The organism is Amycolatopsis sp. NPDC051128 (assembly GCF_040682715.1).
GTDB lineage: Bacteria > Actinomycetota > Actinomycetes > Mycobacteriales > Pseudonocardiaceae > Amycolatopsis.
The window spans coordinates 31,917-47,170 of the sequence record NZ_JBFBBN010000068.1 but is presented as its reverse complement, the minus strand read 5'-3'; the positions used below and the strand labels follow the sequence as shown (position 1 = coordinate 47,170).

Sequence of the window (15,254 nt, the reverse complement as noted above, 5' to 3'; positions counted from 1 at the left end):
ACGTCTCGACCAACGCCTCGCCGAGGCCGTCGCGCAGACAATGCCACTGGTCGTGACACGTGTACCCCAGTGCCGAGCCCAGGTCGTCAAGTCCCTCAATGCGACATTCACGGACCTTGGCTAGCTCACCGCGTTGATCTGCACCAGCGAGGAGCCGACCGTGACACCGGTGTCGGTCCGCACGGTCAGCTGACCGCGCAGGGTCCGGCCCGCGCCCGGGACGGCGGTGGCCGTCACCGTGCCCGGCACGGTCCACGAGCTGCCCGACGCCCGCGCCGTGTTCGCGTCGGTCACCGCGACCGAACCGAACGCCGGGTTGGTGAACACGTCGAGGTAGTCGTACTCGGTGCTGCCGGCGGGCACCGCGTACCCGTCGACCAGCGCGAGCCACGTGCCCGCGCCCGGGTTGGCCACGGTCACCGACTCCTCGGAGTCACCGTCCGCGCTCACCGCCGCCTGCACGCAGGAGCCGGTGGTGCAGTTGTACAGCACCAGATCCAGGTCGGCGCCGACGTCGGACGTCTTGCCGATCGTGACGGTCAGCGACTGCGAGCCCGCCGTCACCGGGATCTGGTACTGCTGCTGCGTGCCCTCGGCGATGGACGGCCGCTGCGTCTTGGCGCTGCCCAGCGTGGCTCCGTTCAGCTTGCCGGTGAACGCGCCGAGGGTGTTCTGCACGGTGTAGGACCGCGAGATCGGCGTGTTCAGCGTGGCCGAGGCGATCGTGTCCGGGTTCGGCGAGATCGCCGTGCCCAGCACCGAAGCCGACAGCTTGTACGCCGCTTCGTCCACATCGGACGTCCGGCGCGCTTCGACGACGATCTCCCACACGCCCGGTAGCGGGTTGGCGATGGTCCGGCTGGTCGGCGTGCCGCCGGGGCAGCCCGCGCCCGCGTCGGGCAGGTAGCAGTACGTCGTGGACGTGCTCGTCTCGGCGGCCACGCCGGTCGGGTCGTACCGCAGGAACCGCACCTGGCCCTTGCCCGGGGCGCCGGCGCCGGCGTCCAGGTCCACCTTCAGCGCGCTGGCGCCCTGCGGCACCCGCACGAAGTAGCTGGTCGCCTGGTTGCGGGCGATCTTGCCGGCGACGTCGATCTGGTAACCCTTGCCGGCGGCGAACTCCTGCGGCGCGAAGACCGTGTTGAGGGTCTGCACGTCGATGCCGATGGTCAGGGGGTTGTCCAGGTACAGCAGCGCCGAGTGCACGCCGGTGTTCTTCGGGGTGACCTTGACGTCGAACTTCACCGGGGTGTTCAGCGGCAGGATCACCGTGGCCCCCGACGAGAACGTGCCGTCGTTGCCGACCCACCGCGCGAAGTACGGCACCGGGTGCGCCGACCCCGTGGTGCGGGTGATCGTGTAGGTCCGGGTGTACGCCTTGCCGGTGGTCACGCCTTCGCGGTCGTGGATGCCCACGCCCGTGTTCGGCTTGGCCAGCAGGCTCGACAGCGCGGTGTGCACCTCGACCGACGTCGCGACGGCGTCCGGCTTCGGGTTGAGCGAAAGCGCGACGAACGCGGCCGGGACGTTGAACAGGCCCGCGCCCTGGGCGTACGCGCCGATGCCCGGCACGAACCGCGCGGTCGACTTGATCGCCGCGCGCAGCTGCGCCACCGGCGGCCGCTGCCCGTTGTGGGTCGCCTTGTACGCGCTCACCAGCAGCGCCGCCGCGCCGGTCGCCTGCGGCGCCGCCATCGACGTGCCCTGCAGCATCGCGTAACCGGCGGGCAGGGGGTACGTGCCGGCGACCGGGCTGGGCTGCTCCCACCGCGGGACGGTGGCGATGGCCGCGCCGGGCGCGATGATGTCCGGCTTGAACCCGCCGTCCTCACGCGGGCCGCGCGAGGAGAACGGGTGCATCGACTCGGGGTTCCTGGTGACCGAGCCGTAGTTCGACAGCCAGGTCTCCTTGGTGATGTACGAGCCGACCGAGAGCGCGTCCGTGGCCACCGACGGGTCGCCGACGGTGTTCGCCCCGGCGCCGCTGTTGCCCGCCGAGATGAAGATCTGGACGTTGTACTCGGCGATCGTGCGGTTGTAGAGCTCCGCGCGGGCGTTGTTGCCGTCGTTGAGCGCCGGCAGGCCGCCGATCGAGATGTTGATGACGTCGGCGCCGTGGCTGGCCGCGTAGACGACGCCGTCGACCAGGCCGGACGAGGTGCAGCCGGCGCTGGTGAGGCAGACCTTGACCGACAGGACCTTCGCGCCCGGGGCGGCGCCGTCCATCTTGCCGCCGAACAGGTCGTTGCCGGCCGCGATGCCCGCGACGTGGGAGCCGTGTTCCGCGCCGGCGATGCCGATGCCGACGTACCCGGCCTTGTCGGTCTGGACCACGAAGGCCATCCGCTCGGCGATGTCGGTCGCCGGGTTGTCGGTGCCGAAGAAGCCGACGTCGTACTTCTTGTTGTAGTCGGTCATCGGCTTCTCGTCGGTGAAGTCGCCGTTGCCGTTGAGGTCGACCCGGACCTCCTTGGTGGCGGGGTCGAGCAGCACGCCGAAGGAGTCGGCGCGGTCGCCGTCGCGGTTGACGTCACCACCGGTCTCGCTGTCCGCGGCGCCCAGGTCGCCCGCGGTCTCGCCGAACAGTCCGAACGTGTACGGGCCACCGGTCGCCGGGGCCGTCCAGCTCTTGCCGTTCGAGGTGAACGTGCCGGTGTAGGTCTGGGTGGACTGCTTGACCCAGGTGCCGTCGCCGGAGTTGGTGGCGTTGGCGTTGTACCAGTCGACGATCTTGCGTTCGCCGTGGCTGGTGGTGGCCAGCGCGGGGGAGTCGAGGTCGACGCCGGAGTCGAGCACCGCGACCGTGGTGTCCTTGCCGTCCCAGCTGGGCAGGACCTGGCCGAACTGCGCCGCGTAGGTGTCCCCGGTGGGCAGGTACGGGTTGACGCGCGGGGTGTCCTTGCCCGGCGCCGGCTGCGGCAGCGGGGTGGTCGCGCCCTCGGGCTTCGGGTCGTCGCGCACGATCAGGCCGTCGACGTCGACGGCGTTCACCGACTTGAGCTTCGCGGCCTTTTCGGCCTTGCCGGTCGGGATGCTGACCTTGACGTAGTCGAGCTTGGTGTCGGTGGACTGGACCACCCCGCCGAGGGCCTTGAGCTCGTTCACGGCGGCGCCGGTCTGGCCCTTTTCCGCGGCGATCAGCAGCGTGACGTCCGGCTTCCCGGCCTTCTCGGCTTCGTTGACGAGCGCGCGGTCGTGCTCGTCGAGGGTCTTGCCGTCGGCCGCGCCGTTGGTCGGCGGGGCTTGCTGGGCGGACGCCACGGGAACGGCGACGCCGAGGACGGAAGCGCCGAGTGCGGTGGCGAGGACGGTGATCCCGGCCCGCCGTCTCCAACGCGATCTGTGCTGTTTCACTGAAACGACCCTTCGTGAAGATGTGCGTCCGAGCAGTACACCTGCTGGGATCATCGGCAGCAATCAGACAGTCAGCCCATCGCCCGCAATTGGTTGCGAGCCAAATGGCCTAAGAGAATCACCGGTTAGGCGGTCACCGGATCTGGCGCTTTCACGTGAAAGTGCGCTTTCTGTTCACCGAGTCGGGTGGCGGCTTCGCGCCGGCGGGCTGGGTGTTCGCCGGGTGGGCGCGGTCGCCGCGCAGCTCACCTGGGCTGAAAGCCGTGAATGTCGCATTGAGGGACTTCAAGTCCCTCAATGCGACATTCACGGATCTTCGGTGGCAACCGAGGGAGTCGAACCCTGCGCGGCTTGTGAAGGCGGCGCCCATGGACCGGCCCAGACCCTTCGGCGGGCGACAGTTGCCAATGGTCACAACGGTGACTTGATACCCGGATGTTCCCGTCTCATGCCTGCTTCACCCGGACGGGCGGGGCTGGCAAGGTGGTCGGCATGGATGATCTCCTGCTGCGCCGCGTGCGTCCGGGCCTCGGCGGCGACCTCGCGGACGTCCGGGTGAACGACGGCCGGGTCACCTCGATCACCGAACCGGGCTCGGCCGGCTTCGCGGCGCGGGTGGTCGACGGGCACGGCGGCACGCTGCTGCCGGGGCTGGTCGACGCGCACGTCCACCTCGTGCAGTGGGCGACGTTCCGGCGGCGGATCCCGCTGGACGCGGCGCGTTCGGCGACGGAGGCGATCGAGCTGCTGCTGGCGCACCTGCTGGCGACACCGGCGCCGCAGAAGGAACTCGTCGTGGGCGCGGGGTTCCGCGACGGGCTGTGGCCGGACAAGCCGCACAAGGACCTGCTGCAACGGGCGTTACCCGGCCGTGCGGTGGCGTTGTTCAGCGCGGACCTGCACACGCTGTGGCTGAGCCCGGCGGCGCTGAAGCTGATCGGCCGCGAGCATCCGACGGGCGTGCTGCTGGAGAACGACTGCATGAGCGCGACGGCCCAGCTGCCGACGGCCGCGATCGACGTCCAGGACCAGTGGGTGGCGGAAGCGGTTTCCGCGGCGGCGGCGCGGGGCGTGACGGAGATCGTCGACTACGAGTACGCGGACACCGTGACGGACTGGACGCGCCGGCTTGCCCGCGGCGCCCCGGCGGCCCGGATTTCGTGCGTGATCGCCCGCTACCTGCTGGACCAGGCGATCGAGCGCGGCCACCGGACGGGGGACGTCCTGCCGGATTCCGGCGGGTTGCTGACGGTCGGGCCGTTCAAGCTCTTCGTGGACGGTTCGCTGAACACGCGCACGGCCTACTGCCATGATCCCTACCCGGGCGGGGATTCGCCGGGGATGCTGGAGCTCCCGCCGTCGTCGTTGGTGCCGTTGATGAAGCGCGCGTTCTCCCACTGCCTGATCCCGGCGGTGCACGCGATCGGCGACCGGGCGAACACGATCGCGCTGGACGCGTTCGAGGAGGTCGGCTGCCCGGGCCGGATCGAGCACGCGCAGCTCCTTTCGCCCGCGGACATCCCGCGGTTCGCCGCGCTGGGGGTGATCGCCGCGGTCCAGCCGGCGCACCAGCCGGACGACCGCGACGTCGCCGACCGGCACTGGCACGGGCGCACCTCGCGGGCGTTCCCGTACCGGTCGCTGCTGGAATCGGGAGCCCGCCTGGAGTTCGGCTCGGACGCACCGGTCGCCCCGCTGGACCCGTGGGACGGAATCGCGTCGGCGGTCTCCCGCACGGACGACGACCGGCCACCCTGGCACCCGGAGCAGGCGATCCCGTTCCCGGACGCCCTGGCGGCGGCTTCGGGCGGCCGCCGCGGGGTGTCGGTCGGGGACGTCGCGGACCTGATGGTGACGGCGGCGGACCCGGCTGTGTTGTCTCCCGCGGACCTGCGGAACCTCCCGGTGACGGCCACCCTCCTCGGCGGCCACGTCACGCACGTGGTTTAGGGCACCGCCCTGTAGCCCAAGTCCGTGAATGTCGCATCGAGGGACTTCAAGTCCCTCAATGCGACATTCACGGCTTTCAGGCGCGGCGCAGGGAGGGAAGCATCGTGGCCGCCCCCAGCACGGCCACGATCAGCGGGACCACCATGGCGACCCGCAGGTCGGCCCCCGAGGCCACGACCGCCGACTCCACCCCCAGCACCAGCGCCGGCCCGACCTGGAACGCCGTGTTCACCAGCCCGCCGGCCAGCCCCTGGTCGGCCGCCGGGACGCTGTCCGCGGCCGCCATGGTCAGCGGGCCGTAGGTGAGCGTGAACGCCAGCCCCACCAGCAGGAACGCGGGCAGCATCAACGTGGCGTACGCGGTGGAGGCGTCCAGGAACTGCAACAGCGCGTACGCCGCCACCGACGACACGAGGCCGGCCAGCGCGACGCGCCCCGACCCGTACCGGCCGACCAGTGGCGCGGCGATCCGCGGCGCCAGGATCGCCACGACCAGGCCGCTCGGACACACCGCGAGCCCGGTCTGCAGCGCCGACCACCCGCGGAAGTCCTGCAGGTACAGCGTGATGATGAACAGCGCGCCGACCCAGCCGCCGAGCAGCGACATCGCCGCGACGCATCCCCGCACCAGCGCGCCGGACCGCAGGATGCCCAGCCGGACCAAGGGGTTCGCGACGCGCCGTTCGATCACGACGAACGCCGTCAGCAGCACCGCGACGCCCACCAGCGAGCCGAGGGTCCGCGCCGACGCCCAGCCCGCGTTCGGGGCCTCCACCAGCGTGAACACCAGGAGCAGCATCGCCCCGGTGACGGTCGCGGAGCCGGCGACGTCGAATCCCCGGCCCGGCGCCGCGGGCGATCGCGGAACCACGGCGAACGCGCCGACCAGCGTGGCGAGCGCGACGAGCACCGGCGCGTGGAACACCCACCGCCAGCTGACTTCGGTGAGCAGCCCGCCCGCGACGAGCCCGAGCGAGAACCCGGTGGCGCCGGTCGCGGTGTAGATCGACAGCGCCTTGTTGCGGACCGGGCCCTCGGCGAAGCTCGTCGTGATGATCGAGAACCCGGCGGGCGCGCTGAACGCGGCGCTGATCCCGGTGACGAACCGGGCGGCGATCAGCAGCGGCCCGCTGGTGGCGAAGCCGCCGAGCGCGGTCGCGACGGCGAACACCGCCAGCGAGCCGATCAGCATCCGGCGGCGGCCGAGCAGGTCGGCGGCGCGTCCGCCCAGCAGCAGAAAGCCGCCGAAGCCGAGGACGTAGCCGCTGACCACCCACTGCAGGGAGCCGGTGGACATGCCGAGGTCGACGCCGATCGAGGGCAGCGCGACGCCCTTCATCGAGACGTCGAGCGCGTCGAGGAACAGCGCGCCGCAGAGCACGAGGAGCAGGCCGCGGGCGCGCGGGGTGAGGCGGTCGTGGACCGCTGCAGGCGAGTCGGAGACGGTCAAGGTAACCCCCAGCTGTGACGGACCGATCGGTCCGGGACCGAACGGTCCGAATCATGGCCGGAACGGCGATGCGTTGTCAACCAGGAATTCGGAATATGGACCGTTTGGTCCGGTACGATGGCGGGATGCCGCGCAAGCCGACGCCGGACGCCCGTGAGCGCATCCTCGAAACCGCCACCCGGCTGTTCAACCGGTACGGGGTGCACGCCGTCGGGATGCAGCAGATCATCGACGAGTGCGGGTGCGGCAAGAACCTGCTCTACAGTCAGTTCGCGGGCAAGGACGAGCTGGTCGTGGCGTACCTGAGGCGCTGCAGCGGTGATTGGGACGACATCGTCGCCGGCGCGAGGGCGGCCGCGGACGGCCCCGCGGGGCAGCTGGTGGAGCTGGTGCGCGAGGTGGGGGCGCGGGTCAACGTGCCCGGCACGCGGGGGTGCCCGCTGCGCACCACGTTCGCGGAGTTCCCGGAGCAGGCGCACCCGGCCCACCAGGTGTCGATGGACCACTTCGTGCGGGTGCGGACGCAGCTGCGGGAGCTGGCGGCGGAGACGTCGGCGCCCGAGCCGGGGCGGCTGGCCGACCGCATCATGTTCATCATCGACGGCCTGTACACGAACGGCCCGATCTTCGGCGACGAAGGCACGAAGACGGCGGTGGCGTTCGCCGAGGACGTGGTGCGGGCGGAGACCTCAGCGAAGCTGACGGAGGGCCGCTGACCCGAGTTCCTGGCTGTGAGCGGACTCGCGCCATTGAGTGGCGACCATCGGAAACTCTCACCTCGCGGCTTCGGCGATTCTCTCACGCGAGTGCTCCTCGCTCATCGCTGAGTCGGCAAGAATTTTGGCGAGCTTGCGGAAGGCGGCGACCTTTGTGGCATCGGAGAGGAAAGCGCTGCACCGGTAGTGTTCCAGCAGCACAATGGGCGATGCGCTCTCGTACTCCATCACCAGGAACGAACCCCCTCTGCCGGGGTGGTAGCTCGCGGTCGCGCCGAGGACCCGGACCGAAACGTGCGGGAGCCGAGAAGCTTCCACGAGGCGATCCATCTGGTCGGACATGATGTCCTGGCTGCCGACCATGTTCATGAGGGTGTGCTCGTCGATGATGGCCTGCAGGGCGACGGGAGTGCGGCCGGTGAGTATCTTCTGCCTCTCCATTCGGGCGGCCACTCGCGAGTCGACCTGGTCGATCGGGAGTGTGGAGCTTTCGAAGATCGCCCGCGCGTAGTCGGCGGTCTGCAGGAGACCGGGAACTATTCCGGTCTCCCGGTTCACCAACTTGATCGTGTCTTGCTCGAAATGGTGGAAACTCGAAATGTCGGCGGTGATCCAGTCGGGCTCACGGGCGGAGCCCGCCAATTCCAGAAGGTATTTCTGCTTCTCTCCCCGCACCTGGAAGAAGCCGAGAATGAGCGCCACGTCCGCCACCGTGGGCAACCTCAACCCCTTCTCCCACAGTGAGAGCACCTGCGGCGCGAAGCCGAGTATGCGCGCCAGCTCGCGTAAGCCCAACCCGTGCGCTACGCGTACTTCGCGCAGCCCTGCGGCCAACGCGCGAGCGCGCGGCGTCGAAGAAGTCGCCTTCATGGCTCGATAGTACGAACGCCCGTCCATCACCCTCTCAGTGTGTTGGTGTCAACCGAACAGGACAGATTAACTGGAGATCATGTTGAGGTGGCAGCAGGCGGAGGGAAAGCGTCACGCGCTCGACGGGCCTTTCCCTCCGCGTCCGGAAGAACAGTTCATGACTTTGTGCGGGAAAGAGGTGACCGTCGCGGTGCGCGACGTTCCGCAGCTCGGCGGAAATTGGTTCGATCCGACGTGTGCCGAATGCGCGTCGGCGTGGCGGGCGCGGTGCTGACGGACGCGGATCGGGACCACCGGCTGCTGGACCGCATTCGCGACCTCCACGTCTCGCTCGCCCTCGACCTGGCGTGGCTGGCGAGGACCGTCGGCGAGGAGGCGCCGCGGCCGGACATCCTCCGTGACCTGGGCGAGCGGCTCGGTGACCTGGGCACGGACCTCGTCGCCCGGGCCGACGAGCTGGACATCCAGGTCCGCGCCACCCTGCCGGACCACGGCTGGCTCCCCGAATCGGGCGCACGGCGGCGTGCACTGGCCGTCGCCCACCAGGTCGGCCCGCACCCCCTCCGGTGCGGGCCGATCTTCCTGGCCGTCTGCGGTGCGGCGTGCTTCCCGTTCTACGGCACCGACCCCGCGGGCCGGACAGCCCGGCACGAACGGTGCGAAAAGTGCCTCCACATGCGCTGATCCGCCGTTCGTGCTGAGCTGGGGGCATGGCCGACCAGGAAACGACGGCGACCGAGAAGTTCTTCCGGATCGCGATCGCGATCAAGGGCCTCGACGGCGCGCTGCAGGTCGTCGGGGCGCTGATCCTCGCGTTCATCCCGGCGGCGGTCGTCAGCGGGTTCACCCACGCCGTGATCACCCGCGACCTGCTGGGCGACCCATCGGGCACGCTCGCCCGCCACCTCGAGTCGGCGACGGAGAACTTCCTCCACGGCGACACGAAGACGTTCGCCGTCGCGTACCTGCTCGCCCACGGCCTGATCAAGCTGGGGCTGGTGTGGGCACTGGCGCGCAAGATCGTCCGCGCCTACCCGGTCGCGGCCGTCATCCTCACGGCGTTCGTGGTGTACGAGATCTTCCGGGCGGTGCACACCCACTCGATCGCGTTGCCGTTCTTCGCCGCGCTCGACGTCGTGATCATCGTGCTGGTGCTACGGGAATACCGGCAGCTGAAACGCGGCTAGCCGGGTTCACGCGGCGACGGGAAATCGCACCGTCGTGCTGTCGGCCTCCAGGGGTTCGACGTAGATGGCGGTCGCGTTGTCCGAGCCGCCGCGGGCCAGCGCGGCGTCGACGAGTTCGGCGGCGCCCGTGCCCGGCTGGGCCAGCACCGCGCGGATACCGCCGCCGGCGAGCGGCTTGTGGACGCCGTCGCTGGTCAGCAGCAGGCCCGCGCTCGTGGTCTCCGTCGTGCCGATCTCGTGCGGTTCGGCGGTGCGGACGCTGGTGGTGACGACGTGCTCCATCCGCGGTGTCACCGGCTGGTGGTGGGCGCGGAAGTATTCGGCGAGCGTGTGGTCGGTGGTCAGGGGGCTCAGCGTGGTGCCGTCCCAGGCGTACGCGCGGGCGTCGCCGACCCAGGCGATGCGGTACCCGCCGTGCTCGGCCGGCATGGCGACGACGAGCACGGCGTCGCCGAGCGTCTGCTCCCGAACCGCGCGCTGCGCGGCGAGAACGGCTTCGACGGGTCCTTTGTGGACAGGCGTGCGAGCGGCGGCCGCGGTGGCGGTGCGGGCGGCTCGGGCGGCGGCGGGATCGTCCCCGACGCCATCGGCGAGAGCGAAGACGACGCCGGGCCCACCGGCGGCGGCGTACGCGCCGACGGCGTCGGCGTTGAGCGAGCGTGGCCCCTGCGCGCTCGCGGTGTGCCAGCGCGGGTAACCCGGACGTGTCGTGATCATCGCGGCCTCCTCATCCCGTCGGTAGCCATGATCCGCGCCGAACCTGTGGGCCGTCTGAGACTTTCCTGTGCCGGCAGTGTCGATCCGCTACCGCAAAAGCGGTCGTGAGTGAGAAACAGCGTTCTACCCCTGTTTCTCACTCACGACCCTGAGGTGACGCTCAGCTCTGCAGGTCGTACACCGTCTGGCCGTCGACCGTCGTGGCGGTGAAGTTCGCCGTCACCCAGGCGGTGATCTCGGTCGAACCGCCGCCCGGTCCGCCGCCGCGGCCGCCTTCGACGTAGTACTTGATCTCGCCCGCCGCGACGTACGCCTTGAACTCCGCCAGGGTCGGGGCCGGGTCGGAGCCGCTCCAGCCGCCGATGCCGATCACCGCCTTGCCACTGGCCAGTTCCAGCGAGGCCGCGCTCTGCGAACCCGTCGTCGCGGCCGCCCACTTCGTCGTCGTCTTCGCCAGCAGCGCGCCGATCGCGCTCGACGACGAATCCTCTCCGCCGGGTCCGCCACCGAAGCCGCCCATCGCGCTCGACGTCGGGCCGGACGCCGGGATCGAACCGCTGTGCGCCACCGACGCCGTCTCGACGCCGTACGCCGCGGACGAGACCCCGATGGTCAGGACCACCGCCGTCGCGATCACCGTCGCGGCCTTCCGCAGCGGCGGTACGCCCATCACCAGCACCGTGCCGGTCAGCACGCCGAGCGCCGCGACGATCCACCGCAGCGCCGGGAACCACTCCGGCGTCCGGTCGAGCAGGATGAACGACCACACCGCGGTCGCCACGACCATCCCGGCCAGCACCGCCCGCGGCGCCAGGTGGGCCCGGCCCTGCCACAGCGCGCGGCCCGAAATCGCGACCAGCGCGGCGATCGCCGGGGCGAGCGCGACCGAGTAGTACGGGTGCACGGTGCCGCTCATGTAGCTGAACACCAGCGCCGTCACGACCAGCCAGCCGCCCCACAGCACCAGTGCCAGCCGGGTCCGGTCCGTGCGCGGCGCACGCCGGGTGAACCACAGCCCGGCGACCAGGCCGATCAGCGCGGCGGGCAGCAGCCACGAGATCTCGGTGCCGAAGCTGGCCCCGAACATCCGGAACAGGCCGGCGGCCCCACCGAACCCGGTGTTGCCGCCCATGCCGCCGCCACCCATGCCGCCGCCGTTGCCTTCGCCGCCGAAGATGCGGCCCAAACCGTTGTAGCCCAACGCGAGTTCGAGCAGACTGTCCCCTTCGGACCCGCCGATGTAGGGCCGCGACGACGCCGGCCACAGGTCGACCAGCGCGATGAACCAGCCCGCGGAGACGACCAGCGCCACCACCGCGCCACCGAGGTGCAGCAGCCGCTTGCCCAGTGACGTCGGCGCGGCGAGCAGGTACACGAGGCCGAACGCCGGCAGCACCAGGAACGCCTGCATCATCTTGGTCAGGAAGCCGAACCCGATCGCGGTCCCGGCCAGCGCGAGCCACTTCGGGCTCGCCTTTTCCGTGGCCCGCACGACGAAGTAGCCGCCGGCGATCATGAGCAGGACGAGCAGCGCGTCCGGATTGTCGAACCGGAACATCAGCGCCGCGACCGGCGTCACCGCCAGCATCGCGCCGGCCATCAGCCCGGCGGCCGGGCCGGAGGTCCGCTTCACCGCGAGGTACAGGATCCCGACGGACGCGACCCCCATCAGCGCCTGCGGCGCCAGGACGGTGAAGCTGGAGAACCCGAAGATCCGGGCGAACGCCGTGGCGACCCACAGTGCCGCGGGTGGCTTGTCGACGGTCAGCACGTTGCCGGAGTCCAGCGACCCGAACAGCCACGCCTTCCAGCTCTGCGTCCCGGACTGCACGGCGGCGGCGTAGAACGAGTTGCCGTAGCCGGACGCGGTGAGGTTCCAGAAGTACAGCACCGCGGTCGCGGCCAGCAGCCCGAACACCGCCGGGCGGACCCAGCGTGGTGGCGGGTGCGCGTCGGACTCCTTGCGGTGCTTCGGTCGCTCCGTGACCGGAGTGGGCAGGAGGGCGGTCATCAGTACTCCTTCTGAGTGACGGCCTGGCGGCGCGGGTTGAACACCCAGCCGCGCAGGAGCAGGAACCGGAGCACCGTGGCGGCGAGGTTCGCCAGCACGAGCACGGTGATCTCCAGGACAAGGCCGGGGGTGGTGGATCCGTGGAGCAGGGCGAGCGAACCGCTCGTCAGCGCCAGCCCGAGGCCGAACACGATCAGCCCTTCGAACTGGTGCCGCCCGGCGCCGGCCCGGCCGCGGATGCCGAACGTGAGCCGGCGGTTCAGCGCGGTGTTGCCGATCGCCGTCACCAGCAGCGCCGCGAAGTTCGCCGGCTGCGCGCCGACGGCGGTCCGCAGCAGCAGGAACAGCACGAGGTAGGCGAGGGTGCTGCTGGCGCCGATGGCAGCGAACCGCACCAGCTGCGTCACCAGCCGCGGCGGCACGCCCGGCGCGTCGACGCCGATCGGCTGCCGGCCGAGCTGCTCGCGCAGCCTGCTGATCGGGATTTCCCCGGTGAACGTGGCCTTCGTGACGCGGGCGATGCCCTTGAGGTCCGCGGTGGCGGTCTTGACGATGTTGACCGACGAGTCCGGGTCGTCGACCCAGTCGACCGGCACCTCGTGGATCCGCAGCCCGGCCCGCTGCGCCAGGACGAGCAGCTCGGTGTCGAAGAACCAGCCGGTGTCCTCGACGTGCGGCAGCAGCTCCCGGGCGACGTCCGCGCGGATGGCCTTGAAGCCGCACTGCGCGTCACTGAACTTCGCGGCGAGCGTCGAACGCAGGATGAGGTTGTAGCACCGGGAAATGAACTCGCGCTTCGGGCCACGCACCACTCGCGCTCCCCGCGCGAGCCTGCTGCCGATGGCGAGATCGGAGTGCCCCGAGAGCAGGGGCGCGACGAGCGGCCCGAGCGCGGCGAGATCGGTGGAGAGATCGACGTCCATGTAGGCGAGGACGGCGGCGTCGGAGGCCCGCCAGACGGCGTTGAGCGCGCGGCCGCGGCCCTTCTCGTCGAGGTGGTGGACCGCCACCTCCGGGAACTCCCGGGCCAGTCTTTCGGCCACCCGCAGCGTCGCATCGGTGCTCGCGTTGTCCGCGATGGTGATCCGGTACGGGTAGGAGACGTGTTCGGCCAGGTGGTCGCGCAGCCGGCGGATGCACGGTTCGAGGTCGGTCTCTTCGTTGTAGACCGGGATGACGACGTCGAGAACAGGCTGCGGGCCGGCCAAGTCGACCGGGACGGTCCCGGGCCGCGAAGCGGAGGCGGTGGCTGTCATGGGAACCACAGTCGCCGGTCCCGCTTTGGTGATCGTGTGATCTCTCTGTGCGCTTGCTGTGCGCTGTGCGCTGTGCCCGGCCTGGCCAGATGACGGCGTCTCGGACGAACCGGGCTTTTCCCTGCCTGCGGCCCGCAGGCTGTCCGGCTGAACCGCGCGCTCAGCTCGCTGTGGGAACGCGACGAAGCCGGGCTCGGCTTGTGGGCCTGGGGTAGTGGCGACCTTCCGATCTGGATGACTCTCGACGCCGTGACGGCCCTGCGCTCGGCCGCGCTGGCCTTCGCGGCACCTCCGTTCCTTCCTCCCCCAGCCGCAGAATAGAGAACCCGCACGATGAACACACCAGGTTCGTTGTTGTCAGATGTGATGCCATGCCCGTCTCTCCGGAAGGGCTGATCGTGACGAATTGGTCTTCCGACCGGCTGCGAGCGCTGTTCCAGGCCGTCGCGGCGCGCGGTGCGTCAGGTGTCGTCGTCCTGGTGCTGGTCGTGGCTCTCACCTGTGTTTTGACGGGTACACCCGCGGCTGCCATCTACGCCCTTGCCGTTCTCATGGTCGCCTTCGCCCTCATGGTCGTCGTGGTCACTGTCGCTCTTCGGGGGCGCGTCGATGCCGATGTGCCTGCTGAAGAACCCCGGTCTGCCCAGCAGGGCGAAGACGAATCTGTGGAATGAGTCGCTGTGCCCGGCTCAGGAGCCGGGTACAGCGGATCTCAGCTGTGGGCGCGCATCGGGACCACGGTGTTGGGCGACACGGCCCTGCCCGGCTCCTTCCGTGCCGGGGTGGCGCAGACGGTCAGCGTGATCAGGTGGGCGTGCTTCGGGCTTCGGTCGACGTAGACCTCCGAGCCGAAGCACGCCGCGGCCAGGAGGTGGCGGCGCTCGTGGATCTGCTCGAATCCGATGCCGGCCGGGCAGAACAGCGTGACCACGACGTCGCCGTCGACCGGGCGGGTCCACAGGATCGCCGGGCGGCGGCCGTCCGGTGTGCAGATCCGCGTTCCCGCGAAGCCCGTGCGGAGCCGGTGCTGCACGACGATCGCACGCAGCCGGCCGCGCAGGTGGCGGCGGGCGGCGCGCCAGTAGAAGACCCAGTTGAACGCCGCGGCGAGCGCCACGGCGGACCACAGCGGGCCGAGCCACAGGAAGAGGTTCACCAACGCGTAGGGCAGGAGCGTCACGGCGATGAGTTCGTAACGCCAGTGGTAGAGCCACAGCACCGGATTCGGCCGCTTGACGGGGGTGAGCTGGCGCGCCAGCTCGGTGGCGTGGTGGTCGCGGGTCATGACCGTGCTCCTTTCCAGCCGTCGGCGACCGGGACGGTGGTCGCGGGCGCCGAGCGAACGACTCCGGTGCCGGCGCAGGCCGGGCAGGCCGCGCCATCGGTGAGGCTGAGCCCGTGGCCGCCGCAGGAATGGCAGCCGTGCACGGTGTCCCAGCGGGGATCGCGATAAGTGCGGGCGCCTCGCGGCCCGCGCCGGACCTCCCAGCCGCGCGCGGTGGCGCGGGCGTCTTCCTCGGCGGCGAACAGCCAGGCGCCGAGACGGTCCAGCAGCCGGTCGAACCAACCACGTTGGCCGGACGTAGGTAGGTTGTGGTCTTCCATCGTGTCACCCCCGGAACAGCGCACGGACTCGGACGGGCAGCCCGGTATGGGCGCCCACGGGCGGCTCGGGGAGGCCGCCGGACACATCGGGTAGTGCCCCAGGCGCGCGTGGTCGCGATCGATCCGCCGATGAGGGGG

The 15,254-nt window shown here is 70.6% G+C and carries 14 protein-coding genes and 1 pseudogene; 7 read left to right on the top strand and 8 right to left on the bottom strand.

Features of this window, described 5'->3' with window-relative positions; all coding sequences use genetic code 11:
- Positions 1 to 120 precede the first annotated feature (120 nt).
- Positions 121 to 3,354 (bottom strand): S8 family serine peptidase, encoded by a 3,234-nt coding sequence (locus AB0M82_RS41710; RefSeq protein ID WP_364734605.1) that lies wholly within the window; start codon positions 3,352 to 3,354, stop codon positions 121 to 123.
- 492 nt (positions 3,355 to 3,846) lie between these two features.
- On the opposite strand from AB0M82_RS41710, the gene AB0M82_RS41705 reads away from it, so the two are divergent.
- Positions 3,847 to 5,304 (top strand): amidohydrolase family protein, encoded by a 1,458-nt coding sequence (locus AB0M82_RS41705; protein WP_364734603.1) that lies wholly within the window; start codon positions 3,847 to 3,849, stop codon positions 5,302 to 5,304.
- A 76-nt stretch (positions 5,305 to 5,380) separates the two neighbouring features.
- On the opposite strand, the gene AB0M82_RS41700 is transcribed toward AB0M82_RS41705, so the two are convergent.
- Positions 5,381 to 6,754 (bottom strand): MFS transporter, encoded by a 1,374-nt coding sequence (locus AB0M82_RS41700; RefSeq protein WP_364734601.1) that lies wholly within the window; start codon positions 6,752 to 6,754, stop codon positions 5,381 to 5,383.
- A 125-nt stretch (positions 6,755 to 6,879) separates the two neighbouring features.
- Here AB0M82_RS41700 and AB0M82_RS41695 point away from each other — a divergent pair, with 125 nt between their 5' ends.
- The gene (locus tag AB0M82_RS41695; protein WP_364734599.1) at positions 6,880 to 7,470 is read left to right on the top strand and encodes a TetR/AcrR family transcriptional regulator; all 591 of its coding nucleotides are present in this window, start codon (positions 6,880 to 6,882) and stop codon (positions 7,468 to 7,470) included.
- A 57-nt stretch (positions 7,471 to 7,527) separates the two neighbouring features.
- Here the strand turns inward: AB0M82_RS41695 and AB0M82_RS41690 are convergent, their stop codons facing one another.
- Positions 7,528 to 8,340, bottom strand: coding sequence for a helix-turn-helix transcriptional regulator (locus AB0M82_RS41690; protein WP_364734597.1), 813 nt, complete (start codon positions 8,338 to 8,340; stop codon positions 7,528 to 7,530).
- A gap of 79 nt (positions 8,341 to 8,419) precedes the next feature.
- On the opposite strand from AB0M82_RS41690, the gene AB0M82_RS41685 reads away from it, so the two are divergent.
- From AB0M82_RS41685 to AB0M82_RS41675, 3 genes are read left to right on the top strand one after another with little or no spacing between them, the layout of a single operon-like run.
- A complete protein-coding gene (locus AB0M82_RS41685) occupies positions 8,420 to 8,614 on the top strand; it encodes a zinc finger protein (RefSeq protein WP_364734595.1) in 195 nt (64 codons plus the stop codon).
- On the top strand, positions 8,584 to 9,024 hold the full coding sequence (locus tag AB0M82_RS41680) for a hypothetical protein (protein ID WP_364734593.1): 441 nt from the start codon (positions 8,584 to 8,586) through the stop codon (positions 9,022 to 9,024). The genes AB0M82_RS41685 and AB0M82_RS41680 overlap by 31 nt, the downstream gene beginning before the upstream one ends.
- A 26-nt stretch (positions 9,025 to 9,050) precedes the next feature.
- On the top strand, positions 9,051 to 9,527 hold the full coding sequence (locus tag AB0M82_RS41675; protein WP_364734591.1) for a DUF2127 domain-containing protein: 477 nt from the start codon (positions 9,051 to 9,053) through the stop codon (positions 9,525 to 9,527).
- Between the two features lie 6 nt (positions 9,528 to 9,533).
- On the opposite strand, the gene AB0M82_RS41670 is transcribed toward AB0M82_RS41675, so the two are convergent.
- From AB0M82_RS41670 to AB0M82_RS41660, 3 genes are all read right to left on the bottom strand, one after another.
- Positions 9,534 to 10,244 (bottom strand): serine/threonine protein phosphatase, encoded by a 711-nt coding sequence (locus tag AB0M82_RS41670; protein ID WP_364734589.1) that lies wholly within the window; start codon positions 10,242 to 10,244, stop codon positions 9,534 to 9,536.
- Positions 10,245 to 10,404: 160 nt separating this feature from the next.
- Positions 10,405 to 12,255, bottom strand: a complete 1,851-nt coding sequence (locus tag AB0M82_RS41665; RefSeq protein ID WP_364734587.1) for a glycosyltransferase family 39 protein — start codon at positions 12,253 to 12,255, stop codon at positions 10,405 to 10,407.
- Positions 12,255 to 13,511 carry a bifunctional glycosyltransferase family 2/GtrA family protein gene (locus AB0M82_RS41660; protein ID WP_364734585.1) on the bottom strand — a complete coding sequence of 419 codons (1,257 nt, stop codon included), beginning with the start codon at positions 13,509 to 13,511 and terminating at the stop codon, positions 12,255 to 12,257. Before AB0M82_RS41660 ends, AB0M82_RS41665 begins: the two co-directional genes overlap by 1 nt.
- A 144-nt stretch (positions 13,512 to 13,655) precedes the next feature.
- Between AB0M82_RS41660 and AB0M82_RS41655 the strand changes: the two are divergent.
- Positions 13,656 to 13,832, top strand: a pseudogene (locus AB0M82_RS41655) (XRE family transcriptional regulator); the annotation flags it as partial.
- Positions 13,833 to 13,882: 50 nt separating this feature from the next.
- Positions 13,883 to 14,185 (top strand): hypothetical protein, encoded by a 303-nt coding sequence (locus AB0M82_RS41650; protein ID WP_364734583.1) that lies wholly within the window; start codon positions 13,883 to 13,885, stop codon positions 14,183 to 14,185.
- A gap of 38 nt (positions 14,186 to 14,223) precedes the next feature.
- Here the strand turns inward: AB0M82_RS41650 and AB0M82_RS41645 are convergent, their stop codons facing one another.
- Together AB0M82_RS41645 and AB0M82_RS41640 are read right to left on the bottom strand one after the other, a co-directional pair.
- A complete protein-coding gene (locus AB0M82_RS41645; protein WP_364734581.1) occupies positions 14,224 to 14,796 on the bottom strand; it encodes a hypothetical protein in 573 nt (190 codons plus the stop codon).
- Positions 14,793 to 15,116, bottom strand: coding sequence for a hypothetical protein (locus tag AB0M82_RS41640; protein WP_364734579.1), 324 nt, complete (start codon positions 15,114 to 15,116; stop codon positions 14,793 to 14,795). The genes AB0M82_RS41645 and AB0M82_RS41640 overlap by 4 nt, the downstream gene beginning before the upstream one ends.
- Positions 15,117 to 15,254 lie beyond the last annotated feature (138 nt).

What these genes read in the sequence shown, in the direction of transcription:
- AB0M82_RS41705 (WP_364734603.1), top strand. Translation starts at nt 3,847, where the DNA reads ATGGATGATCTCCTGCTGCGCCGCGTGCGTCCGGGCCTCGGCGGCGAC.
- AB0M82_RS41695 (WP_364734599.1), top strand. Translation starts at nt 6,880, where the DNA reads ATGCCGCGCAAGCCGACGCCGGACGCCCGTGAGCGCATCCTCGAAACC.
- AB0M82_RS41690 (WP_364734597.1), bottom strand. Translation starts at nt 8,340, where the DNA reads ATGAAGGCGACTTCTTCGACGCCGCGCGCTCGCGCGTTGGCCGCAGGG.
- AB0M82_RS41685 (WP_364734595.1), top strand. Translation starts at nt 8,420, where the DNA reads ATGTTGAGGTGGCAGCAGGCGGAGGGAAAGCGTCACGCGCTCGACGGG.
- AB0M82_RS41680 (WP_364734593.1), top strand. Translation starts at nt 8,584, where the DNA reads ATGCGCGTCGGCGTGGCGGGCGCGGTGCTGACGGACGCGGATCGGGAC.
- AB0M82_RS41675 (WP_364734591.1), top strand. Translation starts at nt 9,051, where the DNA reads ATGGCCGACCAGGAAACGACGGCGACCGAGAAGTTCTTCCGGATCGCG.
- AB0M82_RS41670 (WP_364734589.1), bottom strand. Translation starts at nt 10,244, where the DNA reads ATGATCACGACACGTCCGGGTTACCCGCGCTGGCACACCGCGAGCGCG.
- AB0M82_RS41665 (WP_364734587.1), bottom strand. Translation starts at nt 12,255, where the DNA reads ATGACCGCCCTCCTGCCCACTCCGGTCACGGAGCGACCGAAGCACCGC.
- AB0M82_RS41660 (WP_364734585.1), bottom strand. Translation starts at nt 13,511, where the DNA reads ATGACAGCCACCGCCTCCGCTTCGCGGCCCGGGACCGTCCCGGTCGAC.
- AB0M82_RS41650 (WP_364734583.1), top strand. Translation starts at nt 13,883, where the DNA reads ATGCCCGTCTCTCCGGAAGGGCTGATCGTGACGAATTGGTCTTCCGAC.
- AB0M82_RS41645 (WP_364734581.1), bottom strand. Translation starts at nt 14,796, where the DNA reads ATGACCCGCGACCACCACGCCACCGAGCTGGCGCGCCAGCTCACCCCC.
- AB0M82_RS41640 (WP_364734579.1), bottom strand. Translation starts at nt 15,116, where the DNA reads ATGGAAGACCACAACCTACCTACGTCCGGCCAACGTGGTTGGTTCGAC.